We start from the raw sequence: 26,634 nt of genomic DNA, 5'->3' as shown, positions 1-26,634 counted from the left end.
CTCCTAGCTGGTGTTTTCAACGGCCTGCAAGGCGGGCGCGCATGGCCGCCAGGGCGTTGTTGCCGACCGCTGGCGTCCGGCTACCGGCAACTTCGGCGGGAAGTGCCAGCGGCATCTTCTGCAGCGGCTCTCCGGCTACGATTCGGCGGACGGCAATGGTGTAGTTGCGCTCGAAGAGCTTCGAGCAGGCATCGGAGGGCAGCTTGTTGAGGTTCTCGAAGCCGCACTCCTTGGCCGCGTGCCACACAGCATCGTGGCTCCAGCTACCACGGCCAGCCATCGCAGGATGGGCATTGCGAGTAGCCTCGCGAAATGCGGCCGCCAAGGTTGGAAGTCCGAGCATCTCCGGCGATGGCTGGCACCACTCGATGAACTTGCCAGGCGCGGGAATGAACTCACGCCCTGACTGTCGGCAGCGCATCAGGCCGAACTGCAGCTGCTCGGGGGTGTTGATGCCTGCCTCGAGGAACGCCGTCAGCCACTGCTGCTTGGCGGCCTTGTAGGTGTTCATGTCCGGCCAGGCCTGTTTCCAAGCGCTGAAGATGGTCCGCAGATCACGGAACAGCCGGTTGATCACTGCAGCCGTTTTGCGATCGAGCTCGGCCTTGATCTCGGCGGGAAGCGTGTCTCCAGCAGGGATGTACTGGCCGGTTTGAACTTTGGCCCAAAGGCCGTGGGCGATGGTGGCTACTTGGTTCATTGGTCATCTCCCCCGTTGAGCCATGAGGTGTCGTCGTCATCGAAAGAGCTCGATTGCTGCGCGCTCGGCTTGCCGGTAGCGGATCGAGCTGCACGGGCTAGGTCAGATTTCACCCAGTTGACCAGAGCGGCGAGCCATTGCTTCTCGGTCTGCACCAAGCCCTTCGCGTCGTGGTGGAGCACGAACCCGGCGATTGCCGTGGCGCTGAAGTTGTCCAGGGTGAGCCCCGAACGGAGTGCATACGCTTTGAGCAGATCCTGATCCGGAATCCAATCCAGGAACATTTCGAATGGCTCGCGCAGAGAGTGAGTAGATTGGTTAATTGACGTATTGGGTGCAGCTGCTGCACCCCGTTCTGCTTTTTCCTGCACCCCGTTCTGCTGTGAGATGCACCCCGTGCGGTTTCCTGCACCCCGTTCCCTACGGGGTGCAGCAGATGCACCTCGCTTAAGTTGAAGGTCGTACACAGTAGGGCGGCGATCGCGGCGGTCGATGTACGCAGCGGCGATAGCCTGGTTCCCTTCGACGATCCACCCAGCTGCTTCCAGTTCGTCGAGCTTCAGGCGGATGGTGCGCTCGGACAGGCCGGTGTCCTCGGATAGCGTGGCAGCCGAAGGGAAGGCACCGCGGCCATCACTACCGGCATAGTTGGCCAGGCACAGCAATACGTGGCGAGCGGCAGGGTTCTCCAGAGAGGACTTCGGAATAGCCAGGGCCCAGGTCATGGCTTGTACACTCACAGCGCCCCCCCAGCCTTCAGCTCAGCGAGACGCGCGAGCCCTTTCGGGGTGACCAGAGGGTCAAACGCGGCCCGCTCGATGCCGGTTTCTGGATCTGGTTTCAGGGCTGTCACCTTGTGCGTCATCAAGCCCGAGGTGATGCGAGGCTGATAAGCGATCCAACGCCTGGAACCCTTGCGGCGGAAGATCCAGCGATTCTGCTCAAGCCAGTCGAACAGCTTCGACGGGGCAACCTGCAGCTGCTTGGCCGCGTCGGTGATGCAGATGGCCCCGCAAGCGGCAGCCAGACGCTGTATTGCTGCTACCTTCGGGGCTTGTTTTTGGATGACCTGCTGGAGCTGCAGGTTCTGCTCTGCTTGATCGGCGGCCAGTCGCAGCGCTTCCGCGAAGGTTTGGGGGATCTGGACCTGGCCCAATACCCGAGCCTCAAGATCCTGCCAACGATCAATAATCCTAGCGCGCAGTTGGGCGTTGTATCCGGAAACCAGAACCAGGGTATCGCGCTGGCTCAGCAGGAACTCCGGATAGGATTGGCCGTTTTGCGGGTGGGTGTATGGGGTCTCCTCAGATTTGAGGACACCCTCTGCAACCAGGCGGCGGGCATCCCGCAGCACATTGTCATGGCTCTTTCCAGTCAGCTGCGCGATCTCGCGGGTAGACATGACCTGACGCGCAAGTTTTGGCGAATCGCCAACACCTGACGCGAGAGGCTTGGTATTGCTAGCATCGATTGCGGAGTGCATAATCGACCTCGATGTGTTGTTGAAGAAGCCGGGCTGCCACCCGGTTTTTTTATGCCTGCGATTCAGGTACTGGACGGATGAACAGCAGGGCGGTCCCACTACTGGCGCTACGCCAGTCGTTGTAAAATGCTCAACACGAAGCGGCCTGATCCTCTGTCGGATAAAGGTCTGGCCTTAGCTGATGGCGAGTGACTTTCCCGTCCACCGCCTTCTCAAATGGGATCACCAGATCAGCCGGTACCTTCTGGTTACGATGTACGCACTGCCAAATGCGCGGCTGGCTGGTTTTGCATCTTCGTGCGAGCTCTGCCTGGCCTCCGGCCAAGCGCACAACCTCGTCAATTGGTCTTTCTGTGTTCGGCATGTCTGCGTGCCCCAATGGATCGTGCACCCGATGATAACCCAAGTTATAGATAAGGCAAACACATGTTATTTGATGAGCAATAACGTGTGTTTTACCCTTGCAGGCATGAACAAACCTTCCGAAATGCTCAAAGACCGAATCCTTGAACGACGCACAGCACTTGGCCTCAGCCAGGCTCAGCTTGCGGAGAAATCGGGAGTAAGCCAGGTCACGATCCAGCACCTTGAAAGCGGTCGGAATTCGACCTCCAAAAAGCTGCTTGAAATAGCGAGGGCTCTTGGAGTTACTGCCGAATGGTTGGCATCCGGCCAGAGCGCCCAGCGTGAAGCGAGTAACGTCAGGGGGCTGAGTGAAAAGCTCGAGTCTTTCAAGTATCCGGTGATTAGCTGGGTAGCTGCGGGCGCTTGGGCAGAAGCTGTCGAGCCATTTCCGCCAGGCGTGTCGGATCGCTATGAAATGTCAGATTACGATTCTAAAGGGGTCGCATTCTGGCTAGAGGTGAAAGGCGACTCGATGACCTCCCCTGTCGGCACAAGCATCCCGGAAGGAATGCTGATTCTGGTCGACACTGAAGCCGAGGCTATTCCAGGGAAGCTTGTCGTTGCCAAGCTTGCTGATAGCAACGAAGCGACGTTCAAGAAACTGGTAGAAGACGGAGGGCGAAGGTTCCTGAAACCACTCAATCCGGCCTACCCCATGGAAATGTGCATGGAAGGCTGCAGAATCGTAGGGGTTGTGGTGCGCGCTACCATCAAGCTCTAACCGGCCTTCCAGATGGCCCAGCGTAATGCTGGGCTTTTTTATGGACGATGATTGGCAGCTAAATAAATTTAGCCAAAGGCTATTGAAATTTTCTTCCGTAACGGATAACTGTATACATGTACAGCAAAAGGGAGTTTCCAATCATGTTGCAGCCCGCCTTCTCTCATTCCCCATCCCTGTCCTACGAGCGGCTCGGATACCGCATCCAGCAAGCTATCGCTTCACCTCACGTCCAGAAAAGACAGTTTGTTGAAGTCAAGCCGAGCGCCGATGAATCGCCTGCAGACTGGAAGCGCTTGATTTCCGACTTGGAGGAGACGTCAGGCATCACAATCGAAACCCTCGAATCAGGCCACGTTCGGATCGGATGGCGAGGATTTACCGAAGCATAAACACCCGCCCGCCATGTGCGGGCTTTTTTTTGCTCGAATTTATAACTTGGGTTATTGACAGCGTGAAAACCTGAGTTATTATTCGATCCATAACACAGGTTATTGACTGCTTCGGCAGCCACCGCTCTTTAAAAACCAGCAGATGAGCCACCAGGCGCCGAGTTAAGCCGGCCGTTGAGCCCTGGTGGACAGTACGCAACGCAGCAAGCTTCCTCGCTCGACATGTCGGCCCGCAGGTTTGCTGAGCAGTACAGATTTCCTCGATGCCCTTCTCCCGAGGGGTATCAGGGAAATCAATCGGAGGGATTCACGATGTTCAACATGGCAACCATGGCGGCTGATGAATGCCGCGCAGACGCCGAAGAGCGCACCTACTACCGCTGGATCGACAAAGCGTCCGAGCTGATCGGTCACCAGGTCGCCTTGGGTTCGCGGGAAGAAAGCGACCTGCATGACCTGTACGCAGACGGCTGCACGCCGGACGAGGCTGTGACTGAGCTGAAGGCCCATGCGGAACTGGCTCGCGCTGCATGACCGGCGATTCACTGAAGCACCTGGGCGACCGGGTGCTTCGGGAATCCACTGGATGAACACGAAATGAAGCGCAAGCAATTCCGCAAAGCCCGCGTCGCCGTGAAGCACGACCGCATCGACAACACCTGCAGCTGCCTCATCCCGGGTTACGAAAAGGCGCTGATCCTTGAGCTGATGCACCGCCCACGCTCCTGGTGATTTCGCTCGCAGCCATTCCTATGAGTGGCTGCCGGGAAATTAACCCGAGGGCATTCACGTGAACAAAGAAGAAATCTACGACGACCAAATCAGCCCGCTGATGCAAAGCATTATCGGCATCTGCCGTGAGCACGGCATTGCAATGATCGCCAGCTTCAACATCGCCCACGACGGTGAAGGCCCGAACGGCGAAGACTGCTCCCGCCTGACCTGCACCTCTCACCTGCCTGATGGTGAAGGCGCTTTCGATGAGCGCTTCAGCAAGGCGGCCATGGCGATTCAGAAAAGCGCACCGCATCACATCGGTATGAACATCACCACGCAGCACGCCGATGGCACTCGGACGCTGACTGCGGTGATCTGATTTCACTGGCTAGCCTTGGCAACAGGGCCAGACGGGAAATCAACCCCACGGAGCAACACCCCATGTTTGCAAAACTGTTCGGCAAGAAAGGTCGTGAAGCCCGCGCTGCAATGCAGGTGGTTCAGAACCGCGACCTGATGCAGGCGATCGTGTACGGCGCCTTCTACGTCGCAGCGGCCGACGGCGATATCGGCGAGGACGAGATCAAGAAGACCGAAAAGCTGATCGCCAATACGCCTCAGCTCAAAGGCTTCGGCCCGGAACTGTCCAACACCATGGACCGCGCCGAGAAGGACTTCCACGACGGGGGCCACCGCATCCTGCGCATGAACGCGGAAAAGGAACTGAAGGACCTGGCCCACTCGCCCGAAGAAGCGGCCATCGTCATCAACGTCATGCTCACCATCGCAGAGGCCTCGGGCGACATCGACGACAAGGAAATGGCCGTCCTTGAGAAGTCGGCGAAGCTGATGGGCCTCAGCCTCAAGGACTACCTGTGATCCGAATCGGATCCTTAGCGATCATGGTCGCCGCCGTCGTGTGGCTGGTCATGCGCGGCATCGACTATGGCACCTGCGCTTGGTACGGCCATCAAACCGAGCGCGATACCCGCTACGCCGCATTCGTCGGCTGCATGGTCAAGACCAGTAGCGGATGGGTGCCTCGCAACGAACTGCGCACCCAGCAGTAGCACCGCGTCAGCCTGACGAAAACTGCCCGGTTCACCTGGTTCCCCATCACTAGGCTGCATCGGTGTGTGATCTGTGAGACGTGGCCGCTGAAACCCAAGCGCCTAGATGGATGCGCCGAAACGCGGAAACGGGGCGCTCAATACCAGATCACACATCAATGCAGCCACCCCGCACGAGCTAATCATGGACACGATCACCATCGGCGCATGGATAGGCCACCTTGGCCGAGGCCTGGCGCCTCGCGAATTGCAATGCATCCTCGATGTCGCCCAGGGCTTCACCACCAAGGAGATAGCCAGGCACTTCGGCATCAGCGAAAGCGGTGTCGAGAAGCGTATCGGCGACGCCATGTTGAAGCTCGGTGTTGCCCGCCGGGCCGCAGCAGTTGCCGAAGCCATGCGCCGCCAGATCATCAGCCCGCTCTGCATCATGCTCGCCAGCCTGATCGTCATGCATGCGGTGATCGACGATAGCGACCCAATGCGCCGAGACCGCCGCGCCCCTGAGCGCCGCACCGCCCAAGTTCGAATCGTTCGCAAGGCCGAGGCCTTCGAATACCACGCCTGACCCACCCGAGGATCACCCCATGCAGACAGCAATGCACCCTGCTTTCGAGCAGAAGATTGCCGTGCTCGCGGCCCTGCTCGAGCGCAGCAAGTCAGTGAGGGCCGAGGCGCACGCCAGGGTCAGCCAGCCAGCGCCGCGCTACCAGGCATCTGGCAATGGCACGACGTGGGATGTGGTGGAAATCTCCACCGGCGCCAAGCAGGGGTTTGCCTACAGCTACCGGACGGCCATGCGGTTTGTGGATGCGTTGGAGGCCGGTGCGGCGAGCAAGCAAGGCGGCATGCAATGAGCAAGCGCAAGCCGCACAACATGCGCGCCAGGCTGGAGCGCACCTGCAGGGCCCTGGTATCGGCCAACCACGCGGCCGTAGTCAACATCGATCCCAGCGGACAGCAGGTGCTGATCAACTGGAAGAACCTCAAGCAGATCTGCGTGCGGCAAGTCGTCGACGCGGTCTGCGACATCCCGCACCGCTGGACCATCTACCTCAGCGTGCTTTGTCGGACGGAGTTCGGGGAGCGGTACCACAAGTCGATTGAGGTTGCTCCCCAAGGTAACTACCGCGCCGAGCACCTGACCGACGTGATCGAGGCTACCTACACCGACCTGCGGGCCACCGCCAACCCCAACCACCTGGTGGCGGCCGGCTGGATCGCAATCCCCACAGACACAACGCTCGACGAAGCAGAGGCCGCCAAGATCTTTGCCGCTGTCGGCGCGTGGAATCAGCAGAAAGCAGCATGAAACGCATCACCACACGCGCCCGGCACGGCCGGCGCCAGCAGCACATCACTTTGCCGCCAAGCGGCATCCATCCCAAGGAGTCGAAGCAATGTCCACCCCAACCAATACTGCCGAGTTCCTGGAAGAGCTGAACGGCGGCGCCTTCGCCAGCCAGGTCGGTCACGCCCTGTCTGAAGTTGCCGCCGGCGTGGTGGATCACGGCAAGGCCGGCAAGGTGACCATCACCCTGGACTTCAGCCGAGTCGGTGAATCCAGTCAGGTGAAGATCAAGCACAAGCTTGAGTACAAGACCCCCACCAAACGCGGCACACGCAGCGAAAACACCAGCCTGGACACACCGATGCACGTCGGCTCCGGCGGCAAGCTCTCCCTGTTCCCTGAAAAGCATGACCAGCTCTTCACGCGTGACCAGGCACCTGTACACCCACGCTCGTAACTCAGCACCTACAAGGAAAAGCGCATGTCTCTCAGCAAAGAAGCTCTAGAACTGATCCAGGAAAACACCATTGCCGCGGTTGGTCGCGATCTGCCGGCATTGGGCCCGGTTGTCGTCGTGCCGCAAAACTTCAACGTAGTTGATCTAGAACGATACCAGGAAGGCCGCAACCGCTTCCGTGGCACCTACTCCACCCACTCGCTGGCCGACTACAGTGCCTACGTAGTTGAGCGCGCGGCCCCGGCCGCCCGAGGCTTCATCGACCAAGACAGCATGAGCTGCCTCGTGCTGTTCAACATCGGGACAGCCGAAGAGCCAGGCCATGCCGATGACCGCGCCGTGTTGCGCCTCAAGCCCTCCGCTGCATTCGCCGCCGTTCAGGCGGTGTGCGGGCAAAGCCTGGTGCAAAAGGCCATGAGTGACTGGATCGAAGACTGGAACCAGCATTTGTCGGCCACTGATGAGAATGGTCAGACCATGACCATCGCCAAAGCGATCGCTGCGGTTCGCACCATCACCGTGAAGGCCTCGTCGGAGAGCGATCACGCCGTCGGTGAAACCCGCGCCAGCCGCAGCACCATGGACCAGATCGAAGCCAGCAGCAAAGAAACCCTGCCTGCCTGGCTGGACTTCAAGGTCATTCCGTTCGAGGGCTTGGCCGAGCAAGTGATTCGCCTGCGTGTGTCCGTAATCACCGGCGGCGCGCAACCGGTGCTGAAACTGCGCTGGATCGGCGAAGAAGCCCAGCGCGAAGCAATCGCCCAGGAATTCAAGGCTGTTCTCGACGATAAGGTCGGTACCGCCGCGAAGCTGTCACTGGGTACATTCGACGCGAAGTAATCATTTGAATCCGCGACCCCGGGGTATGTGCTTGGGGTCGCGGTGGGTGGCTATACGACTGTTACTTGTTTTCGATCAGCTTGTGAGCAAGCTCAACACTTGCTTGGTGGGCCTCTTCCTTGGTCTTCCAGCAATTATCGTCGTCTTTTCGGACGGGCAGGCCATCGACATGGACCTCAGTCATATACCCATTCGGGTACTTGAAGAATCTGATAGTGAATGCGACCCCGTTGTGTGAGTCTCTCGACGAAGACTCAATATTCCCAATTTCTCCGAGCATTCTTTCTCCCCCGTTCATCCGGCCCCGCGCCGGTACCACCTGATAACCCATATCAAGCCAAATTGCCACCATGCCGCATCCGGCCACGGAGGGCGGCTCATGCATGGAGAAAGCCATGAGTAACTACAACTGCGACTACGTCCGCCGCAACTACGACGTACCGGCAGAGATCGGGCGCCGGGTGCTAGCCAACGGCAAGCCAGGCGTAATCATGGCCGACCGCGGCCACTACATCGGCGTCATCCTCGATAGCGACCCGAATAAGCGCATCCGCAACTACCACCCGACCTGGGAAATGCAGTACGACGAGATGGCCGAGAAGTTGCCCCTAAAGCGCTACCAGGTGCTGGTGGCCGGATGGGACTGGTGGGACATCGCCAATCGAACAGTCGTCGATGTGTTCGCCAGCACACCCTCGCAGGCGAAGTACAAGGCCTATGAGCGTTGCGAGTACCACGATATCGAATGCATGTTCGGCTTCAAGGTTCGCCGGGCATGACCCTCCGGCGCTGCCCGCCAGCTCCCAAACGAAAACGCCGTCCTATATGGGCGGCGTTAATGGCAGCAGTGAATCAGGGCTTGAAGCCCTTGTCCTGACTTTCATCAGGCTCCGAGATCTCATAGAACTTGTCGCTGACTTCCTTCTGTTCCTTCGGCTTATGGTCGGCCTCTGCCTCGAAGCATCCGCTGAGAGAAAGCGAGGTTACTGCGACAAGAATTGCTCCAATGATGGTGTGTTTCATGAGGTTCCTTCCTGTGAAATGGCCGGGCGTTATATCAAACATCCCCACCCTCCGCAAAACATGGCACTGAGCCACTAGCCAGCGCCTTCCCCTATTCAACGATAACGCCTCCCCGGCGAGGGCCGCCCATGTCTGCATTCCAGAAAAAGAACCCGCTCGACTTCAAAACCCAGTACGGCCTTGGCTTCGATCCGCAAGACGACGAGATCGTAGTGGACTTCTTCTGCGGTGGCGGCGGCGCCGGTACCGGGCTGGAAATGGGCCTGGGCCGGCCGGTCACAGTGGCAAAGAACCACAGCCCGGCGGCCATCAGCATGCATACCGTCAACCACCCGGCGGCGCGCCACTTCACCACCGACGTGTTCGAGGGCGACCCGGACGAAGAATGCCAGGGCCGACCGGTTGGCTGGTTCCACATGAGCCCCGACTGCACCCACCACAGCCAGGCCGCCGGCGGCCAGCCGCGCAAGCGCGAGATCCGCAACCTGTCGTGGATCGGCCTCAAGTGGGGTGGCAAGAAGAAGCCCCGGGTGATCAGCCTGGAAAACGTGAAGCAGATCCTGCAATGGGGGCCGCTGATCGCCAAGCGCGACAAGGCCACCGGTCGGGTGATGAAGCTGGACGGCACCGTGGCTGCAATTGGCGAGCGCGTTCCGGTGCAACAGCAGTTCCTCGTGCCAGACCCGAAGCGCCGCGGCATCACCTGGCGTCGTTTCGTGCAGTTGCTCGAAGGCATGGGCTACCAGGTGGAATGGCGCATCATCAAGGCCTGTGATTTCGGCGCGCCGACCAGCCGCGAACGCTTGTTTATGATCGCTCGCTGCGACGGACAGCCCATCGTGTGGCCTGAGCCTACCCACGCCAAGCACCCAGCCAAGGGCCAGCAGAAGTGGCGCACGGCAGCCGACTGCATCGACTGGAGCGTGCCGAGCAAGAGCATCTTCGGGCGCAAGAAGGAACTGGCAGCCGCAACGCTGCGGCGCGTGGCCAAGGGCATGAAGAAGTTCGTGCTGGACAATCCGCAGCCCTTCATCGTGCCGATCGCGAACTGGTCTGGTGAGCTTGCCCAGTCAGCCGCCGAGCCACTGCGCACGGTAACTTCCTGGCCGCGCGGGGGATCATTCGCAATGGCCAGCCCCGTCATCCTTCCCGCAACTCACCAGGGCGCCGACCGGGTGAACGACCCGGGCGAGCCGCTACCCACCGTCACTGCGGCCAACCGCGGGGAGCTGATGATGGCCAGCCCTGTGATGATCGGAGCGGGCGGCCCGGTATACGCTGGCAAGCCTGCGCCAGCCGATCAACCTATGGGCACACTGATGACGCAGAACCATCGCGCCCTGGTCACCGCCTTCATTGAGCAAGCGAATGGCGGGTTCAACACCACGCCAGCCAAGGGCGCGGACGAGCCACTGACCACGGTCACCAACACCGGCAGCCAGCAGCGCCTGGTGACTGCCAGCCTGGCCACGCTCCGACGCAACTGCGTGGGCCGTCCAGTAGATGACCTGGTGCCGACAATGACAGCCGGTGCCGAGCACCACGCCCTAGTCGAGTACAAGCTGTCGCCAGAGCATGAAGAAGGCGCCCTGCGGGTCGCCGCATTCCTGATCAGCTACTACGGCACCGAGAACACCAGCGCAGCAGACGCGCCAGCGCCGACCGTAACCACCAAGGACCGCCTGGGCCTGGTCACGGTGTTTGTGAAAGGCACGCCCTACGTGATCGTCGACATCTGCCTGCGCATGCTCCAGCCACATGAGCTGTACCGCGCCCAAGGCTTCCCGGCCAGCTACATCATCGACAAAGGCGCAGACGGCAAGATGTTCACCAAGACCGAGCAGGTGCACATGTGCGGCAACAGCGTCAGCCCGCCGCCGATGGCCGCTCTGGCCAGTGCCAATGATCCTTGGCGTGTCTCGCGACAGCATTCCGCCGCAGCCGCTTAGTTTCGATACAGGTCTCGGATAGCCAAGTGGATGGTGAGCACAAGGGAAATCATTGTTAAAGCATCAATCAGATTCTGCATTTTGGTCAGGCACCTTTGTTTTGGGTGCCTCCAATTCTGTTGTCACGACCTCCCGAAATCCTCTTGGGGTTTTTCCAGAAACCTTAATCCGCGATCACTGCGGATCACGACAAATCACTCATCAACTACCGTTTATCGGATAGTAGGTATCCCATGCCCACAGAAAACCGATCCAGCAACACCGAGATGGTCAGCGTGCCGCCATACATAGGCCTGAAGCCGCTGGTTGGACGTTATTACCCAGCCAAATGCCGCTGTTGCGGTTGGGTTGGCAGCTCCGAAGAGTTAACCGAGGACGATGCCCAGTGCACGCGCCACGTTGGTGACCGCCTGTGCCTGGGCGACTGCGACGAACTTGAGCGGCATGATCTGCTGAATATCATCCAGGCCATGACTCAGCGGCCCCACCCAGACCCTATCGCCTGGATGGTTGGTACTGCCTTCTGGTGGACCAAAGAAGAGGCAGAGCGGGATGCGGCGGAGACTGGGCTGCCGATTGTTGGCCTGGGGCCTATGCCTGACACAGGCACGGTTGATCAGCTCTCACAGATCATTCGAGACCTCAACGACGAGCGTGACGGGATTGGCGCCGAGGCTGGCAGGCTGCGCGCCCAGCTGGCCGAGCGGGATGCGCTGCTGGGTGCGATTGCAGGGTGGACAGCCGAAACCCGCGCAGCCGTGCTGGAGGCATTCCAAGACGAGCTGAGCGAGAGCGCCAGCTACGCATGGTATGACGCCGCGATAGCCGATCTGATGAAACTTATCGAGCCCCTATCCGCCAGCGCAGAGCCGAGCGAAGTGGCTTGTCGCATCTGAGCTTCACGCCCGGCTCGCCGCGTTCTGCTCCACCCAGCTCGTCGCACGCTGCAATGCCCAAACCATCGCCGCAGTCATGGTTTGCCCTTGGCAATCTAAGTGCTGCTCCTCGACAAGCAGCACCCCTCGTTCACCATAGATACCGAAAAACACCTGCGTTTTGCGATCAGGCGACAGCCTGGCCTGGATGTTGATCAGCGCCCCACAAGGTAAGCGCTCGTCCAGATTCCTGAAGTGAAGATTTGGATTCACCCAGTCCCAATAAACGTCTCCGCGTTGACGCATGACCACCTCTCCAATGGCAGTAGCTGTCCATGGAGTCAAGATAGAGCAGGTCGTCTATTTTTTCTAAAAAAAATGAACTTTTACAATACTTACATACGGCCCAGCAGAACTGGGGCGCTCAGGAAGGGTTAGGCTGGGTATGCACACGCCGCGTAGAGTGCACTGCCCCTTGTACTGGAGGCCTTGTTCGGGCGCAAATAGGCACACCACCGCCAACGCCCCTTCATCGGGTCGGGCGTGCATATATGAATTGATCGCTAAGTGATCTGTGGTGGACTCCGAGGAGATCACTACTTAGATAGTGGTCCTACAGCGAGACGATCTCTTGCACGAGCCCCACTTTGAAAGGCTTCAGCCTCTACTGGGGTATCGACAGACTCCGCATAGGCAATCCAGCGCTCGAACGCCGCCCGATGTGCTTCGCAAGCAGCCTTCCAGCCCGCGCCGCCAAGCCTGCCGTAGGCGACCTCCCTCATTGTTGAGGAGGTCAGGGAGTCGAGCTCCCGCAGCAGCTTGTACGCACGGTACCTTTTTTCAATGTCCGGCATGGTCAGCCATCCTAAGAATGTGCAAAGCAACAGCCTTTCGTAGTCTTATACCCAATGGACAAACAACTCCGTCAATCATTCCATTTGGATTGAGCGAAATCGGTTCTCGCACAAGCGATGACCGCCCCCTGTAATCCACCCAGCTGTAACCCCTCTCCCCTCTATTCACTGCCGCGATATGGCGGCCAGTTCGGAATGATATTGGCTGCAGGAGCCTCTATTTCGGTAGGCTGAGCTAGCCTATGAAGGCAAGGGAGACGTAACTACGGAGTGCTGATAGGTCGTAAAGATAAGCTGATCACCGTACCGCTCGACGTGCTGGAAGCAGCGCTGGAGGAACTACCGGAAGGAAGCGCAGCAGCGCTACGGATACTGAAAGCGCTGGAAGAAACACCGTCGAAGGAGCCAGTGGCGTACCTCGCCCAACGCCGAGACGGGAAGCAAGGCGGCAGGTTTTTTGCCACGCAGCCTGGGCGCCATTACGATCCCAAGTTCTACCGAGGCCCTATCCCAGTGTACGAAGGGCCTGTCAGGTGACGGGGCGGGTTGGTCCGTCGCTTCGGGCCAACCCTTGTAACATCTCACCCGGATGACACCGTCGTTCTTGCTGCAGACACACCGTCAACTGCGATTTTCCGAGCCCGCCCTACTCCCCACGCCATCGCACGAGTCATCGACTCACCTGGGCGAGAATCGAAAGCCTCTTCATGGAGCGCAGAGCCGCCCGGGGCATACACACCGATGAACATCTGCGTGCTGCCGGTTCGCGACAGTCGTACCTGAACATCAATAAACGTGCCGTCATCGAGAGTTTCGTCATGCTCCCGATGGTGGAGTGTGGGATCCGCCCACCGCCAGTAAACATCTCCACGAATTCGCATGTCGCCTCCTACGACCGAAGTCTTTTGTGAATGGCAAAGACCACCATAGCGAAGCGGTGCAGCTGCACAACTGGCAAAGGCTGAACTGTGAACTGAATCGGACCAGCGGCCAAAAATCCTCTACAGATTCAATAATTTGTACAACTTACTGCCGCGATATGGCGGCCAAGGAATAACCGTGTCCGAGAAAAGTGGAATCACCCTCAACCGCGCGGCACAGGATGTCGTGCTCGAGCGCCAGCGGCAGGTAAGCAACAAAGGCTATTCGCTGTATCGCGATGACGGTCACACCAGTGGCGAACTGGCCAGGGCGGCGAGCGTGTACGCACGTCTGGCAGGTCAGCCTCGCACCATGAGCACAGATTGGCCGTGGGCGCCGGAGACATTCAAGCCAAGCGCAGATCGCCGGCGCGACCTGGTGAAAGCTGGTGCACTGATTCTTGCGGAGATCGAACGCCTCGACCGCCAGAGCCTGATCAAGCCCGCAGTTGTGCGCCGTGACGAATACGGGATGTTTCAGCACCCTGAGCTGCCCGATTTCGACGAGGTCGACGTCGAAAAAAGCAAGGCTTGGGTCGCCCAGCAGGGGCTGGAGGTGGTCCGAGTCGAACTGGAAACCGACGCATCGGAGGACATCGCAGAACGCTACTTCGAGTCTGGCGACCCCGATTGCAGCTACTGGGAACCCAGCAAGCCAGATGGTGAAGGCTGGTTCTGCCTGGCCATCTACGACACCGACGACGGGCCATCATGCTGGTGGGGTCGCCGGGTGGTGACGCCATGAAGCGATCCCAGCTTTTCTTCTACACGTTTGCCGTCGTAGCCATCCTGGCGCAGACCTTCTGTGTGGGCATGTTTGTAGGGCGCGAGACGAAACCGTGCAAGCTGCAGGTCGGCAACCAGCGCCTGCTCTCCCCGCACGAAACACAACCCGAACCTACACCCGCACTGGCGCCTGGGCGCTGGATTGATGAGAGGTATCAGCTGTGAGCGAATGGACAAAATGCAGCGACAGGCTGCCGGAAACCCCAGTCAACTCGGACACCACGTTCATCGTTGCGGTCTACCGCAGCCGAACCGACAAGACCTACGTGTTCGCAGCGGAATGGCTGAACGAGAAGCTGCTCAATACCGATGATGACGAGCAGCCTGAAGAGGGAACACCATTTACCGGCTGGTATTCGCTCGAGCCGCACGACGACTTCGATGAATACTGGATACCGCTTATCGATGCCGGATCGGGTGATGAGGTCACTCACTGGCAACCAATGCCTTCACCGCCGGGCACCCAACCATGACCGACCTGATCGAAGTGAAGGCGGCAGACCTGGTCGGCGAGGCGCTTGGGTGGGCAGTAGGCATGGCCGAAGGCCTGGAGCTGGAACTCGAGCCCCCGCACTACAACACCTCCTGGCGGGTGTTTGCCCGCCACCGCTACACCGTGACCGAGCAAGCCAAGCGCTTCAACCCGTGGGAAGACTGGGCGGTGGGCGGACCGCTACTGCAGAAGCACAACGTCAGCCTGCACTGCCCGCAGAAAGATTGGGACTACTGGGCAGCCTGGATAACCGAAAACGGCAAAGACGTTGCCCAAGGGGCTGATTTTCCATTGCCGGCGGCGTGCCGGGCCATTGTCGCACACAAGCTCGGCGATACCGTCCAGGTGCCGAAGGAGCTTATGCCGTGAACCGAGAAGCATTGAAAGCGCTGGCTGAGCGGGTGATGAACGACCGTCGATTCTGCTGCGACGAACAACACAGGTTCCTGGCTGAGGGCGTAAATGAGCTACTCGCAGAGAACGAGACTCTGCGCAAGGATGCCAAGCGCTACCGATTCGTTCGCAACCCCATTGGAACCAGGTCACCGCTGGCTATCTGGAACGAGGGGAGAATGCCCCTGTTCTGCGCGATGGCTGATGCGGTCGTTGACAAGCTCATGGCCAAAGAGGCCGCTCAATGAGCGCCCTCGCCTACATGGCCTACCTGATCTGCAGGGGGCCGCGATGACTGGCATGAGCAAGATCTACCCGCACATGACGGAGAAGGAAGAGCAAGAGCACTTCCGGCAGCTGCTAGCCGAGGATGAGCGCCAGCGCATCGCCCAGTTCGCGCAGCTTAAGGCCGAGGAAAATCATACCCATTGTCGCGACTGTGGCCGATTCGTCGACAAGAGCCGCTGGCTACTCAAGACCTCGGCTTGGGCGCAGCGCGGCCAGCGCCCTCTATGCGCGCCCTGCTTCGCCGAATACGACTTCGACTATTAACCCCTTCCCCTACAACTCAAGCCCGCCGGCGTGCCGACCAGAAGTGCGTCACGGCCAGCAAAACTCCAGGTATGGCCATGCCAAGACCGCTGTAGATAAAGGCAGGCTGGCCTGTCATCAGCCCACTGAAAGCGAACCCGACGCCAGTTGATATCAGGGTGACTGCTGCATAGCCCCACGGCTTTCTTGTTTCCTTGGCCATATCGCTCCTCCTCTTGAACCCCGATTAAACCACATGAGCCCACCGACATGCGCGGGCGAGGATTACCTATGTCCGCAACCAACCGATTCCACCAGCTCGCCAACGATGCGCTGGTGATGATCAGCGAGAACCTGCAGCCAGGCGCCAAACTGGCGCTGGTGATCTACACGGCAGGCAAGCCAGACCTGGATATCGTCCTCAAAGACCGCGGCCTCGACGTCGATGAGGTCGTGAACACCCTACGCCGGCGCGGCGGCCTGAGCCTCGATGGTGACAACGCCTACAAGCGCGGCCTTTGCGACGTGATCGTGGGCTCCTTGGCGTGCGGAAAGCAGAACACCAACCCGACACCGCTCAATCACTGGGGGCAGCAGTTCTGGGATATCGGTCGGGCCGAAGGCGCGCAGCAAGAAGAGCTGGTCCATGCCCTGCGCCTGGCGCGCAAAGAGCTAGACGCCTGCCAGCGTGTTATCCACTACGCCGGCGGATTCGACCCGGCCTACGTCGGCAACGCCCAGGCCGCGATCAAGGTCGCCGACGCGGCTCTTGAAAAAATTCCTGCCTAACCGTCACCCTGCCATTAATCAAATGCCCGCCATCTGCCGTGCGGGTGAGGAAACTCTATGTCTGAACGCAAAACGATGTGCATCTACCACGGCAACTGTGCTGACGGCTTCGGTGCCGCCTGGGTTGTCCGCAAAGCCCTGGGCGACCAGGTCGAGTTTGTCGCCGGTGTCTACGGCCAAGAGCCGCCAGACGTTGAGGGCAAGGACGTTATCATCGTCGACTTCAGCTACAAGTACGAAGTCATGGCGAGGATGAGCTGGAAGGCCCACAGCATCATCATCCTGGATCATCACAAGTCGGCGGCCGAGGACCTGAGCAAGTTCCCGCCCTTCCATGCAGGCGTTCGGCTCGATGGCCGGCACGCCGACGGCGCGGTCGCGCTGGGCTGGGAAAGCGCTCACAGCTTCATGCAAATGCAGAACGCACCGGCCATCGCCTGCTGCTTCGATATGAACCGCAGCGGCGCCATGCTGGCCTGGGACCACTTCTTCCCCGGGCAAGAGCCGCCCATGCTGCTGCGCCACATCGAGGACCGCGACCTCTGGCTGTTCAAGCTGGACGGCACCCGCGAAATCCAGGCGAACCTGTTCAGCTACCCATACGACTTCGAAGTCTGGGACAAGCTGATGGCGGCCGATGTGGAAACCCTTCGCTCGGACGGCGCCGCGATCGAGCGCAAGCACCACAAGGATATTGCCGAGCTGGTTGCCGTGATGAAGCGCCGCCTGGTCATCGGCGGTCACGATGTGCCCGTGGCCAGCCTGCCGTACACGCTCACCAGTGACGCCGGGCACCTGATGGCTCAAGGCGAAGCGTTCGCCGCGTGCTACTGGGATACGCCAGATGGCCGCGTATTCAGCCTGCGCAGCACCGACGAGGGGCTGGATGTGTCGGAGATCGCTAAACAGTACGGCGGTGGCGGCCACCGAAACGCCTCCGGTTTCCGCGTGCCGTTCGGCCACGAACTCACCAAGTAATCAACACCACGCCAACAAAGCCCGGTGGTAGCGACCGCCGGGCGAGGATGACCTATGCCCGAAAACACCGACTACAGCATGTCGCCAGCGGACGCGCTGATCATCGCCGGTATCAGCCAGCATGGCCTGGATATGCGCCGCACCATGGTGAAAGCCCTATGGCGAGAGCACGGTCCGGCCAAGCTCGCCGAGATGTTCGCTCAGTTTATAGGCATGGCCAACTCCGTCGCTGCCAACTGTGCAGAGATGAGTGACATGGTCCTCATCCATGAGTGCGGCGTTCACCCCGACAAGTTCGATAGCGTGAACCTGCCGACCATCTTCGGGGCCTGCCAAGGCGTGCAGATCGCAAGCAAGTGCGACCCGGCCGGTGCATGCCAGGGCTGCGCATATCGCCTGGGATCCATCGCCAATCAGTCGCCCATCACCACCAGCGACGCAGAGTTCATGGCGCACGACCGCAAGGGCTTCATGTGCCACGCCGACCTCGACGAACGCGGTGAACCACTACGGGTTTGCGTCGGCCACGCAAAAGCCGCCAAGGCGACCACTTAACAACCAACCTGCCGCCACCGGCGGCTTGGAGAACTCAATGCGCTCAGAAAGGAAAAAGCCAGGCGATGAACACGCCGGGCTGGAAGAGGCCGTTGCCCAGGAAGTGGACAAGGTAACGGAGGAAAGGATGGCCGAACTGCTGGGAATCACGCTGCGAGCGCTTCAGACCCGTCGCCAGCGCGGGAAAATCCCTGAAGGCGTCTGGAACAAGAACGGCCGCAACATCATGTACAGCAGATGGAGATATGAGGAATGGCTCGAAAGCCTGTGGGTCTGCCCCCTGGAATTGAAATCCGAGGAGACTCGCTCCGAATCCGTTTCACTTGGAACGGTGAGCGTCGCGGGGAAACCCTCGCCCACCCCCCGACGGCGCAGGGCATCCGCGCAGCCAGCCGTGTACGTGATCAAGTAGTAAACCTGATCCGTCACGGCCTGCTGGACGAGGAGAAGTATGCCGAGCTATTCCCAGGCTCGGAGATAGCACGCCGGACGGCGGAGTCTATCCCGAGCCTGGGCGCCTACACCCAGATGTGGCTGGATAGCCGCGACATCGTTGAAGGCACCCGCAACAATTATAAGAGCGTGTTCAACATCTACTGGATGCCATACCTTGGCCTACGCAGGATAGACATGATCACACCGACCATGCTTCGTGGGGTCATTTCGCAGATCCAGTGGACGTCAGTTGGCGTAAAGCGGAATGCGATCATCAAGCTGGCCAGCGTTTTCAAGGCAGCGGTCCTTGATGGTTTGATCGCCAAGAACCCCACCACCTCGCTTGATAAGCCAAAGTCCGTAAAGAAAGTCGTAGACCCTTACACCAGGGCGGAAGCAGAGGCGATAATCGCCCACCTGTATGCGACGCTACAGAAATACTCGCAGATCTACGCAGCGTTCTTCGAGTTTTGCTTCTTCACTGGGGTCCGCCCTGGCGAAGCAATGGGTCTGAAATGGGAGGACATCGACGTTGATCAGCGCTCCGCGACGGTTCGCCGGATCATCGTCAACCGTGCCCCCCAGGAACGTACGAAAACCAAGCATCATCGGGTGGTCCTGTTGAACGAGCGCGCATTGAACGCCATCAACCAGGCCCAGCGAATGGCTACCCTTCGTCGCATGGCATCCAAGTCGGTCCACCCGACTAGCCCCTTCGTGTTCCAACCAAGCAAAGGTGGGCTGTGGATCAACGAGCCAAGTGTTACAATCCGCCACTTCAAATCGGCGCTGAAGGCGCTGAACATCCGTGAACGCCGTCAGTACGACACCCGCCACACCTACGCAACCATGTGCCTGATGTCTGGGATGAACCCCGCGTTCATCGCGAGCCAGCTTGGCCACAGCGTCGAGATGTTGCTCTCTACCTACGCGAAATGGATCAGCTCCTCCTCGGACTGGAGGGAGCTGGAGAAGCTGCCGCCCCGAGTCGAATTGGCCCCAAATTGGCCCAAAACTGACGAGAGGGCCTAAATACACCTCTGGAACCCCCGCAGGACAAGCACTTGATTTCTACCGCTAACATCACCATGCAGTTCGGCTCCAAGCCGCTGTTCGAAAACGTTTCTGTCAAATTCAACAACGGCAACCGCTACGGCCTGATCGGCGCCAACGGCTGCGGCAAGTCGACTTTCATGAAGATCCTCGGCGGTGACCTGGAGCCTTCGGGTGGCCAGGTCATGCTCGAACCCAACACCCGCCTGGGCAAGCTGCGCCAGGACCAGTTCGCCTACGAGGAATTCACCGTCATCGACACGGTGATCATGGGCCACGGCCAGTTGTGGAAGGTCAAGGCTGAGCGCGACCGTATCTACTCGCTGCCGGAAATGTCCGAGGAAGACGGCATGGCCGTCGCCGAACTGGAAACCGAATTCGCCGAAATGGACGGCTACACCGCCGAGTCGCGCGCCGGCGAACTGCTGCTGGGCCTGGGTATTCCGCTGGAGCAGCACTTCGGCCCGATGAGCGAAGTGGCCCCTGGCTGGAAGCTGCGTGTGCTGCTGGCCCAGGCGCTGTTCTCGGACCCGGACGTGCTGCTGCTCGACGAACCGACCAACCACCTGGACATCAACACCATCCGCTGGCTCGAAACGATCCTCACGGCGCGTAACAGCACCATGATCATCATTTCCCACGACCGCCACTTCCTCAACAGCGTGTGCACCCACATGGCTGACCTGGACTACGGCGAGCTGCGCCTGTTCCCGGGCAACTACGACGAGTACATGACGGCGGCCACCCAGTCGCGCGAGCAATTGCTGGCGGACAACGCCAAGAAAAAAGCCCAGATCGCCGAACTCCAGACCTTCGTCAGCCGCTTCTCGGCCAACGCTTCGAAAGCCAAGCAGGCCACTTCGCGCGCCAAGCAGATCGACAAGATCCAGCTGGCCGAGGTGAAACCGTCCAGCCGCGTCAGCCCGTTCATTCGCTTCGAGCAGACCAAAAAGCTGCACCGCCAGGCCGTGGTCGTCGAGAAAATGGCCAAAGCCTTCGATGACAAGGTGCTGTTCAAGAACTTCGACCTTACCGTGGAAGCGGGTGAGCGCGTGGCGATCATTGGCCCCAACGGTATCGGCAAGACCACCCTGCTGCGCACCTTGGTCGGCGAAATGACCCCGGATGCCGGTTCGGTGAAGTGGACCGACAGCGCCGAAGTCGGCTACTACGCGCAAGACCACGCCCACGACTTCGAAGACGACATGAGCCTGTTCGACTGGATGGGCCAGTGGACATCCGGCGAGCAGGTGATCCGCGGCACCCTGGGGCGCATGCTGTTCTCCAACGACGAGATCCTCAAGTCGGTGAAGGTGATTTCCGGTGGTGAACAAGGCCGCATGCTGTTCGGCAAGCTGATCCTGCAAAAACCCAACGTGCTGGTGATGGACGAACCGACCAACCACCTGGACATGGAGTCGATCGAAGCACTCAACCTGGCGCTGGAAAACTACCCAGGCACCCTGCTGTTCGTCAGCCACGACCGCGAATTCGTTTCGTCGCTGGCTACCCGCATCATCGAGCTCTCGGCCGATGGCGTGGTGGACTTCAGCGGTACCTACGACGACTACCTGCGTAGCCAGGGTGTGTTGGTCTGATTGAGCCTTGAGGCCTGGCCGCCTTGGGCGGCTGGGCCTTGCGCCACAGCGCGAGGCCTCTCGACGAGAAATTCGTTAGCCTGCTTTCATTTCCTTCGCGCAACGGCCATGATGGGTTCACGCCCAACCGCCCGCCCGCGAACGAGCCCATGACCGCGCAACAACCTGCTCCCCCCAGCGATAGCTTGCACATAACCCTGCAAATCCTGTCAATCGTCTTCTACACCTTCATTGCCTTCCTCTGCATCGGCCTGCCGATCGCTGTACTGCCCAGCCATGTGCACGATCAGCTGGGCTTCGGCGCCGTGATAGCGGGCGTGACCATCGCCTTGCAATACCTGACCACCCTGCTCAGCCGGCCATTAGCCGGCAAGGTGGCCGATACCTTGGGCGGCAAGCGGGCAATACGCTATGGCCTGATGGGTATCGCCGGCTGCGGTGTGCTGACCCTGCTGTCCGCCTGGGCGCTGAACCTGCCAACCCTCAGTCTGGGCCTACTGCTTGCCGGGCGCCTGCTGCTGGGCATAGCCCAGGGGTTGATCGGCGTGGCGACCCTGAGCTGGGGAATCAGCCAGGTCGGCCCTGAACACACTGCCCGGGTCATTTCATGGAACGGCATCGCCTCTTACGGTGCCATCGCCATCGGCGCGCCGGTGGGGGTGCTGGCCGTGGACGGGCTGGGCTTCAGCGTGCTGGGCCCGGCGCTGCTGGGGTTGGCAGCCATTGCCCTGCTGGTGCTGCGCAAACGCCCCGACGTGGCGGTGACGCGCGGCGAGCGCCTGCCCTTCTGGTCGGCGTTCGGCCGGGTGGCGCCGTGTGGTGTTGGCCTGACCCTGGCTTCCATCGGGTACGGCACCCTGACCACCTTTGTCACCCTGTATTATCTTGAGCGTGGCTGGGCCGGCGCAGCCTGGTGCCTGAGCGCGTTTGGCGTGTGCTTCATCATCTCCCGGCTGCTGTTCGTCAACGCCGTCAACCGCTTTGGTGGCTACAACGTCGCGGTCGCCTGCATGGCCACCGAAGTGCTCGGCCTTGGCCTGCTGTGGCTGGCGCCCTCACCACCGTGGGCGTTGCTGGGTGCCGGGCTGACCGGCTTTGGGCTGTCGCTGGTGTACCCGGCACTGGGCGTCGAAGCCATCAGGCAGGTACCCAGCAGCAGCCGGGGTGCCGGGCTGAGCGCCTACGCGGTGTTCTTCGACATGGCCCTGGCCCTCGCCGGGCCGGTAATGGGGGCGGTTGCCGCGCACCTGGGCTATGCCTCGATCTTCTGCGTGGCCGCCCTGCTGGCACTGGCCGGCGTTGGGCTGACGCTGCTACTGGCGCGGCGTGGCCGTGGCCGCTGAGCGCTCGGCCAATTGCGGCGCCCCCAGCGCCTCGCTGAAGAACGCTGCGGTTTCACGTTGCAGTGAGTGGTGGATATGCCGACGGTCAACGCCTTCGGCATCCTTGCACAGCACCGGCATGCGCTGGTATTGCTCGGCATCGCAACGTGCCATGAACACGAAATGCCCGGCACCGGCCAACAGCCGGTAATCCGGTGTGACTGGCAGCTTGCGGGCCAGCGCTGCGGCGTTGCGGTCCACGGCCACCGACTGGTCGCTGTCGCCGCTGGAGATCAGTGCCGGCACCTGCACCCCGGCCAGGGCATGCCGCCCGAACAGCAGGCTGAGCGGCGCCATCAACATCACCGCGCCGACACGCGGGTCGGCCTTGGGGCCAAGCTCACTGCGGTCGGCTATCAATATGCCGTGGGTCTTACAGGCGTCGGCGTCGTTGGGGCGTTCCAGGCAGTACTGGCGCAAACGCTCCAGGTCCGGGTGCGCGCCAGACAAGATCAACGCCGTTTCACCACCCGCCGAGTAGCCGATCACACCCACCTTGCCGTCCGTCAGGTACGGGCCCACCACGCTGTCTGCGCGGGCCGCGGTGATCGCGGCGCTGAGCTGCAACGGCCGGCCATACAGATTGCTCAGGGTGCCCAGGCGGCTGTGGTCGCGGGTGTTGTCCCCGGGGTGGACCACCGCCACCACCACGAACCCTGCGCGCGCCAACGCCGTAGCCAGGTAATGCAACGCCAGCGGGCTGCCGGTATTGCCGTGCGACAGCACCAACAGCGGGAAGCGCCCCATGGCGATGGGGGCCTCTTCGGCCACGTCGAGCGGGTAGCCATCGATACGGCTACTGCGGGCCTGGCCCAGCGCTGGGTAGAACGCCAGCGCCTGCATGGGCCGGTTATCGACCGGGTCGGTCAGGGTCATGTGATGCAGGCCTGCTGCCCATTGCGCAGCCTCGGCATGGGCCAGCAGGCAGGCGCACAGCGCCAGCGTCAACACGCAACGGGGGAGAGTCATCGGCCAGCGGCTCCTTGCGTGGCAATGCGATAACCCAGCATAGGCCTGGCCCCGCAGGCGCCGCATGAAAACTGGATGAAACTGGCGTTATGCCAGGCCTGCACGCGCACCCTGCATTTGCGCCTGGCGGCGAACCCGTGGCATAGATGACGGTCAACGGTTTTATCTGACCGCTTCAGCGCCCTTGAAGGAGTTTCATGCATGAGCAAACCCGCCTACGTGCCACCCAAGGTCTGGCGCCCTGACGCTGCATCCGGGGGCCAGTTCGCCAGTATCAACCGCCCTGTCGCCGGCCCCACCCACGACAAGGACCTGCCCAAGGGCGAGCAACCGCTGCAGCTGTATTCCCTGGCCACGCCCAACGGCGTAAAGGTCACCATTGCCCTGGAAGAGCTGCTTGAACTCGGCCACGCTGGCGCGGAATACGATGCCTGGCTGATCCGCATCGGCGAAGGCGACCAGTTTTCCAGCGGCTTCGTCAAGGTCAACCCCAACTCCAAGATCCCCGCACTGCTCGACTGCAGCCAGGAACCACCGGTGCGAGTCTTCGAGTCCGGCTCGATCCTGTTGTACCTGGCAGAAAAGTTCGGCGCCCTGCTGCCGACAGCGCCTGCTGCCCGCACCGAGTGCCTGAACTGGCTGTTCTGGCAGATGGGAGCGGCGCCCTACCTGGGTGGCGGCTTCGGTCATTTCTATGTGTACGCGCCGGAGAAGTTCGAGTACGCCATCAACCGCTTCACCATGGAGGCCAAGCGTCAGCTCGATGTGCTTGACCGGCGCCTGGCCGAAAGCCGATACCTGGGCGGTGAGGCATACAGCATCGCCGATATTGCCGTATGGCCCTGGTACGGCCAGTTGGTACTGGGCAACCTGTACGGCGCAGCAGAGTTCCTGGCGGTGCACGAGTACCCGAACGTACAGCGCTGGGCCCAAGAGATTGCCCAGCGCAAGGCAGTGCAACGCGGCACCCGGGTGAACCGCACCTGGGGCGACGAAGCCAGCCAGGTGCCTGAACGGCATTCGGCTGCGGATCTGGACAACTGATACAACGCGCGCCGAAGGTGGCCCTGTGCTGATACAGGGCCGCCGCTGCCAATGCCCGCCGCGTACTCGGGCATGACAATGCCCACCTGCACAAAACCGTTTGCCCCTGCGCAAACCTGCGTCCGCGTAGCCCTTCTTGTACACTCCCCGCAATAGCCCCCACCTGTACATTGTTTGGTGAACGCATGATCGAGGTAACCGAGGTTTCCATTGCCGAGCTGCGCGACGCGCTCGAATCGGGCCGCACGACGGCGGTCGAGCTGGTCAAGGCCTACCTGGCCCGCATTGATGCCTACGACGGCGCCGACACGGCCACCGCCCTGAACGCCGTAGTGGTGCGCAACCCGCAGGCGCTGCAAGAAGCCGAGGCCTCCGATGCCCGCCGCGCCAAAGGCCAGCTGCTGAGCCCGCTGGACGGCATTCCCTACACTGCCAAGGACAGCTACCTGGTCAAAGGCCTGACTGCGGCATCGGGCAGCCCGGCCTTCAAAGACCTGGTGGCCCAGCGCGACGCTTTCACCATCGAGCGCCTGCGCGCCGCCGGGGCCATATGCCTGGGCAAGACCAACATGCCGCCCATGGCCAACGGGGGCATGCAGCGCGGTGTGTATGGCCGCGCCGAAAGCCCGTACAACGCCCATTACCTGACCGCGCCGTTCGCCTCGGGCTCGTCCAACGGCGCCGGCACGGCTACCGCCGCCAGTTTCAGCGCCTTCGGCCTGGCCGAAGAAACCTGGTCCAGTGGCCGCGGCCCCGCCTCGAACAATGGCCTGTGCGCCTACACGCCCTCGCGTGGGGTGATTTCGGTGCGCGGCAACTGGCCGCTGACCCCGACCATGGATGTGGTGGTGCCCTATGCGCGCACCATGGCCGACCTGCTGGAGGTACTCGACGTGGTGGTCGCCGATGACCCCGACAAGCGTGGCGACCTGTGGCGCCTGCAGCCCTGGGTGCCCATCCCCGCGGCCTCGGCGGTGCGCCCAGCGTCGTACCTGGACCTGGCCGCCGATGCCGGCGCCCTCAAGGGCAAACGCTTCGGCGTGCCGCGCATGTACATCAATGCCGACGACGCAGCCGGCACTTCGCAAAAGCCTGGTATCGGGGGCCCTACCGGCCAGCGCATCCACACCCGCGCCAGCGTTATCGCCCTGTGGCAACAGGCCCGTCAGGCCCTGGAAGCGGCCGGCGCGCAAGTGGTGGACGTCGATTTCCCGCTGGTGTCCAACTGCGAAGGGGACCGCCCCGGCGTACCCACGGTGTACAACCGCGGCATCGTCAGCAAGGAATTCCTGCACGACGAGCTGTGGGAGCTGTCGGGCTGGGGCTTCGATGATTTCCTGCGCGCCAATGGCGACCCCAAGCTCAACCGTCTGGCGGATGTCGATGGGCCTCAGATTTTCCCGCACGACCCGGGCACCCTGCCCAACCGCGAAGACGACCTTGCAGCCGGCATGGACGAATACGTCAACATGGCCAAGCGTGGCCTGAAGACCTGGGACCAGATCGAGACCCTGCCCGATGGGCTGCGCGGCCTGGAGCGGACCCGCAAGCTGGACCTGGAAGACTGGATGGACGCCCAAGGCCTGGACGCCGTGCTGTTCCCCACCGTGGCCGATGTCGGCCCGGCCGATGCCGACGTCAACCCGGTATCGGCGGACATCGCCTGGAGCAACGGCGTATGGGTGGCCAATGGCAACCTGGCGATCCGCCACCTTGGCGTACCGACCGTGACCGTACCGATGGGCGTCATGGCCGACATCGGCATGCCGGTGGGCCTGACCTTCGCCGGGCGGGCCTACAGCGACAATGCCCTGCTGACCTTTGCGGCCGCCTTTGAAGCGACCGGTTCGCGCCGCATTGTGCCGCCGCGCACCCCCGCCCTGGGTTGAGCCCCCCACGGCAACGACCTTCAGGCAACTGTCGCTAAAATC

The 26,634-nt window shown here is 61.1% G+C and carries 39 protein-coding genes; 29 read left to right on the top strand and 10 right to left on the bottom strand.

Going from position 1 to position 26,634, the window contains the following annotated elements:
• Nucleotides 1–16: 16 nt before the first annotated feature.
• The 4 genes from AACG97_RS12000 to AACG97_RS11985 all read right to left on the bottom strand — a co-directional run bounded on the left by AACG97_RS12000 (nt 17) and on the right by AACG97_RS11985 (nt 2,547).
• Nucleotides 17–700 carry a replication protein P gene (locus AACG97_RS12000; RefSeq protein WP_197885849.1) on the bottom strand — a complete coding sequence of 228 codons (684 nt, stop codon included), beginning with the start codon at nt 698–700 and terminating at the stop codon, nt 17–19.
• Nucleotides 697–1,425, bottom strand: coding sequence for a helix-turn-helix domain-containing protein (locus tag AACG97_RS11995; protein WP_197885848.1), 729 nt, complete (start codon nt 1,423–1,425; stop codon nt 697–699). The genes AACG97_RS12000 and AACG97_RS11995 overlap by 4 nt, the downstream gene beginning before the upstream one ends.
• 11 nt (nt 1,426–1,436) lie before the next feature.
• On the bottom strand, nt 1,437–2,102 hold the full coding sequence (locus AACG97_RS11990) for a Rha family transcriptional regulator (RefSeq protein WP_197885854.1): 666 nt from the start codon (nt 2,100–2,102) through the stop codon (nt 1,437–1,439).
• 211 nt (nt 2,103–2,313) lie between these two features.
• On the bottom strand, nt 2,314–2,547 hold the full coding sequence (locus AACG97_RS11985; protein WP_108078797.1) for a transcriptional regulator: 234 nt from the start codon (nt 2,545–2,547) through the stop codon (nt 2,314–2,316).
• A 72-nt stretch (nt 2,548–2,619) separates the two neighbouring features.
• Between AACG97_RS11985 and AACG97_RS11980 the strand changes: the two genes are divergently transcribed.
• From AACG97_RS11980 to AACG97_RS11925, 12 genes are all read left to right on the top strand, one after another.
• Nucleotides 2,620–3,309: a LexA family protein gene (locus AACG97_RS11980; RefSeq protein ID WP_397459948.1), complete on the top strand. Its 690-nt coding sequence runs from the start codon at nt 2,620–2,622 to the stop codon at nt 3,307–3,309.
• Nucleotides 3,310–3,452: 143 nt separating this feature from the next.
• Nucleotides 3,453–3,701, top strand: a complete 249-nt coding sequence (locus tag AACG97_RS11975; protein WP_197885846.1) for a DUF1654 domain-containing protein — start codon at nt 3,453–3,455, stop codon at nt 3,699–3,701.
• 312 nt (nt 3,702–4,013) lie between these two features.
• Nucleotides 4,014–4,235: a hypothetical protein gene (locus AACG97_RS11970; RefSeq protein ID WP_197885845.1), complete on the top strand. Its 222-nt coding sequence runs from the start codon at nt 4,014–4,016 to the stop codon at nt 4,233–4,235.
• Between the two features lie 63 nt (nt 4,236–4,298).
• On the top strand, nt 4,299–4,433 hold the full coding sequence (locus AACG97_RS11965; RefSeq protein WP_263975058.1) for a hypothetical protein: 135 nt from the start codon (nt 4,299–4,301) through the stop codon (nt 4,431–4,433).
• A 58-nt stretch (nt 4,434–4,491) separates the two neighbouring features.
• A complete protein-coding gene (locus AACG97_RS11960; RefSeq protein ID WP_197885844.1) occupies nt 4,492–4,797 on the top strand; it encodes a hypothetical protein in 306 nt (101 codons plus the stop codon).
• A gap of 62 nt (nt 4,798–4,859) precedes the next feature.
• Nucleotides 4,860–5,297, top strand: coding sequence for a tellurite resistance TerB family protein (locus AACG97_RS11955; protein ID WP_060709211.1), 438 nt, complete (start codon nt 4,860–4,862; stop codon nt 5,295–5,297).
• A complete protein-coding gene (locus AACG97_RS11950; RefSeq protein WP_197885855.1) occupies nt 5,294–5,488 on the top strand; it encodes a hypothetical protein in 195 nt (64 codons plus the stop codon). Before AACG97_RS11955 ends, AACG97_RS11950 begins: the two co-directional genes overlap by 4 nt.
• Nucleotides 5,489–5,672: 184 nt before the next feature.
• Nucleotides 5,673–6,056: a helix-turn-helix domain-containing protein gene (locus AACG97_RS11945; protein ID WP_197885843.1), complete on the top strand. Its 384-nt coding sequence runs from the start codon at nt 5,673–5,675 to the stop codon at nt 6,054–6,056.
• 19 nt (nt 6,057–6,075) lie between these two features.
• On the top strand, nt 6,076–6,345 hold the full coding sequence (locus tag AACG97_RS11940) for a hypothetical protein (protein ID WP_197885842.1): 270 nt from the start codon (nt 6,076–6,078) through the stop codon (nt 6,343–6,345).
• The gene (locus tag AACG97_RS11935) at nt 6,342–6,800 is read left to right on the top strand and encodes a hypothetical protein (protein ID WP_070085865.1); all 459 of its coding nucleotides are present in this window, start codon (nt 6,342–6,344) and stop codon (nt 6,798–6,800) included. Before AACG97_RS11940 ends, AACG97_RS11935 begins: the two co-directional genes overlap by 4 nt.
• Nucleotides 6,801–6,888: 88 nt before the next feature.
• Complete coding sequence (locus AACG97_RS11930) at nt 6,889–7,236, top strand: hypothetical protein (RefSeq protein ID WP_070085864.1); 348 nt, start codon at nt 6,889–6,891, stop codon at nt 7,234–7,236.
• Between the two features lie 24 nt (nt 7,237–7,260).
• A complete protein-coding gene (locus tag AACG97_RS11925; RefSeq protein ID WP_197885841.1) occupies nt 7,261–8,076 on the top strand; it encodes a DUF2303 family protein in 816 nt (271 codons plus the stop codon).
• 61 nt (nt 8,077–8,137) lie between these two features.
• Here the strand turns inward: AACG97_RS11925 and AACG97_RS11920 are convergent, their stop codons facing one another.
• Nucleotides 8,138–8,461, bottom strand: a complete 324-nt coding sequence (locus AACG97_RS11920; protein ID WP_338463575.1) for a hypothetical protein — start codon at nt 8,459–8,461, stop codon at nt 8,138–8,140.
• 10 nt (nt 8,462–8,471) lie between these two features.
• Here AACG97_RS11920 and AACG97_RS11915 point away from each other — a divergent pair, with 10 nt between their 5' ends.
• Entirely contained in the window at nt 8,472–8,855 is a 384-nt protein-coding gene (locus tag AACG97_RS11915; protein WP_197885839.1) for a hypothetical protein, read from the top strand.
• 73 nt (nt 8,856–8,928) lie between these two features.
• Here the strand turns inward: AACG97_RS11915 and AACG97_RS11910 are convergent, their stop codons facing one another.
• Nucleotides 8,929–9,099, bottom strand: a complete 171-nt coding sequence (locus AACG97_RS11910) for a hypothetical protein (protein WP_175442629.1) — start codon at nt 9,097–9,099, stop codon at nt 8,929–8,931.
• Between the two features lie 128 nt (nt 9,100–9,227).
• Here AACG97_RS11910 and AACG97_RS11905 point away from each other — a divergent pair, with 128 nt between their 5' ends.
• Both AACG97_RS11905 and AACG97_RS11900 read left to right on the top strand, forming a co-directional pair.
• Entirely contained in the window at nt 9,228–11,048 is a 1,821-nt protein-coding gene (locus AACG97_RS11905; protein WP_225785586.1) for a DNA cytosine methyltransferase, read from the top strand.
• Nucleotides 11,049–11,281: 233 nt separating this feature from the next.
• Entirely contained in the window at nt 11,282–11,944 is a 663-nt protein-coding gene (locus AACG97_RS11900; RefSeq protein ID WP_139137846.1) for a hypothetical protein, read from the top strand.
• 3 nt (nt 11,945–11,947) lie between these two features.
• Here AACG97_RS11900 and AACG97_RS11895 read toward each other — a convergent pair whose 3' ends face one another.
• Together AACG97_RS11895 and AACG97_RS11890 are read right to left on the bottom strand one after the other, a co-directional pair.
• Entirely contained in the window at nt 11,948–12,229 is a 282-nt protein-coding gene (locus AACG97_RS11895; protein ID WP_070085858.1) for a hypothetical protein, read from the bottom strand.
• A 1,129-nt stretch (nt 12,230–13,358) separates the two neighbouring features.
• Entirely contained in the window at nt 13,359–13,658 is a 300-nt protein-coding gene (locus tag AACG97_RS11890) for a hypothetical protein (protein ID WP_083281675.1), read from the bottom strand.
• 511 nt (nt 13,659–14,169) lie between these two features.
• Here AACG97_RS11890 and AACG97_RS11885 point away from each other — a divergent pair.
• The 6 genes from AACG97_RS11885 to AACG97_RS11860 are packed head-to-tail and all read left to right on the top strand — an operon-like array spanning nt 14,170 to nt 15,921.
• Nucleotides 14,170–14,442: a hypothetical protein gene (locus tag AACG97_RS11885; RefSeq protein ID WP_070085979.1), complete on the top strand. Its 273-nt coding sequence runs from the start codon at nt 14,170–14,172 to the stop codon at nt 14,440–14,442.
• A complete protein-coding gene (locus AACG97_RS11880; RefSeq protein WP_110677092.1) occupies nt 14,439–14,648 on the top strand; it encodes a hypothetical protein in 210 nt (69 codons plus the stop codon). The genes AACG97_RS11885 and AACG97_RS11880 overlap by 4 nt, the downstream gene beginning before the upstream one ends.
• The gene (locus AACG97_RS11875) at nt 14,645–14,956 is read left to right on the top strand and encodes a DUF551 domain-containing protein (protein ID WP_197885837.1); all 312 of its coding nucleotides are present in this window, start codon (nt 14,645–14,647) and stop codon (nt 14,954–14,956) included. The genes AACG97_RS11880 and AACG97_RS11875 overlap by 4 nt, the downstream gene beginning before the upstream one ends.
• Entirely contained in the window at nt 14,953–15,345 is a 393-nt protein-coding gene (locus AACG97_RS11870; protein ID WP_110677096.1) for a DUF2591 domain-containing protein, read from the top strand. Before AACG97_RS11875 ends, AACG97_RS11870 begins: the two co-directional genes overlap by 4 nt.
• On the top strand, nt 15,342–15,617 hold the full coding sequence (locus AACG97_RS11865; RefSeq protein WP_070085575.1) for a hypothetical protein: 276 nt from the start codon (nt 15,342–15,344) through the stop codon (nt 15,615–15,617). The genes AACG97_RS11870 and AACG97_RS11865 overlap by 4 nt, the downstream gene beginning before the upstream one ends.
• Before the next feature lie 52 nt (nt 15,618–15,669).
• The gene (locus AACG97_RS11860; protein ID WP_139137832.1) at nt 15,670–15,921 is read left to right on the top strand and encodes a hypothetical protein; all 252 of its coding nucleotides are present in this window, start codon (nt 15,670–15,672) and stop codon (nt 15,919–15,921) included.
• Between the two features lie 16 nt (nt 15,922–15,937).
• Here AACG97_RS11860 and AACG97_RS11855 read toward each other — a convergent pair whose 3' ends face one another.
• On the bottom strand, nt 15,938–16,123 hold the full coding sequence (locus AACG97_RS11855) for a hypothetical protein (RefSeq protein WP_070085573.1): 186 nt from the start codon (nt 16,121–16,123) through the stop codon (nt 15,938–15,940).
• Nucleotides 16,124–16,191: 68 nt separating this feature from the next.
• Here AACG97_RS11855 and AACG97_RS11850 point away from each other — a divergent pair, with 68 nt between their 5' ends.
• The 6 genes from AACG97_RS11850 to AACG97_RS11825 all read left to right on the top strand — a co-directional run bounded on the left by AACG97_RS11850 (nt 16,192) and on the right by AACG97_RS11825 (nt 22,651).
• Nucleotides 16,192–16,689: a hypothetical protein gene (locus AACG97_RS11850; RefSeq protein WP_070085572.1), complete on the top strand. Its 498-nt coding sequence runs from the start codon at nt 16,192–16,194 to the stop codon at nt 16,687–16,689.
• A gap of 57 nt (nt 16,690–16,746) precedes the next feature.
• Nucleotides 16,747–17,667, top strand: coding sequence for a DHHA1 domain-containing protein (locus tag AACG97_RS11845; protein ID WP_225785587.1), 921 nt, complete (start codon nt 16,747–16,749; stop codon nt 17,665–17,667).
• 54 nt (nt 17,668–17,721) lie between these two features.
• Nucleotides 17,722–18,222, top strand: coding sequence for a hypothetical protein (locus tag AACG97_RS11840; RefSeq protein ID WP_054903981.1), 501 nt, complete (start codon nt 17,722–17,724; stop codon nt 18,220–18,222).
• 252 nt (nt 18,223–18,474) lie between these two features.
• The gene (locus AACG97_RS11835) at nt 18,475–19,689 is read left to right on the top strand and encodes a site-specific integrase (RefSeq protein ID WP_197885836.1); all 1,215 of its coding nucleotides are present in this window, start codon (nt 18,475–18,477) and stop codon (nt 19,687–19,689) included.
• A 32-nt stretch (nt 19,690–19,721) separates the two neighbouring features.
• Nucleotides 19,722–21,308 (top strand): ABC-F family ATPase, encoded by a 1,587-nt coding sequence (locus AACG97_RS11830; protein ID WP_115293961.1) that lies wholly within the window; start codon nt 19,722–19,724, stop codon nt 21,306–21,308.
• 149 nt (nt 21,309–21,457) lie between these two features.
• Nucleotides 21,458–22,651, top strand: a complete 1,194-nt coding sequence (locus AACG97_RS11825; RefSeq protein WP_197885835.1) for an MFS transporter — start codon at nt 21,458–21,460, stop codon at nt 22,649–22,651.
• Here AACG97_RS11825 and AACG97_RS11820 read toward each other — a convergent pair.
• Nucleotides 22,622–23,659, bottom strand: a complete 1,038-nt coding sequence (locus tag AACG97_RS11820; RefSeq protein ID WP_225785589.1) for an alpha/beta hydrolase family protein — start codon at nt 23,657–23,659, stop codon at nt 22,622–22,624. The two genes, AACG97_RS11825 and AACG97_RS11820, sit on opposite strands and share 30 nt — an antisense overlap.
• A 201-nt stretch (nt 23,660–23,860) precedes the next feature.
• Here AACG97_RS11820 and yghU point away from each other — a divergent pair, with 201 nt between their 5' ends.
• Complete coding sequence (gene yghU, locus AACG97_RS11815) at nt 23,861–24,703, top strand: glutathione-dependent disulfide-bond oxidoreductase (RefSeq protein ID WP_054903976.1); 843 nt, start codon at nt 23,861–23,863, stop codon at nt 24,701–24,703.
• A 185-nt stretch (nt 24,704–24,888) separates the two neighbouring features.
• Entirely contained in the window at nt 24,889–26,592 is a 1,704-nt protein-coding gene (locus tag AACG97_RS11810; RefSeq protein ID WP_225785590.1) for an amidase, read from the top strand.
• The last annotated feature ends 42 nt before the right edge of the window (nt 26,593–26,634 follow it).

Origin of the sequence: Pseudomonas sp. Nvir (genome assembly GCF_963778085.1) — a bacterium.
GTDB classification, from domain to species: Bacteria; Pseudomonadota; Gammaproteobacteria; order Pseudomonadales; family Pseudomonadaceae; genus Aquipseudomonas; species Aquipseudomonas juntendi.
The sequence above is the reverse complement of the archived record's forward strand: the minus strand, read 5'-3'. Positions and strand labels throughout refer to the sequence as shown.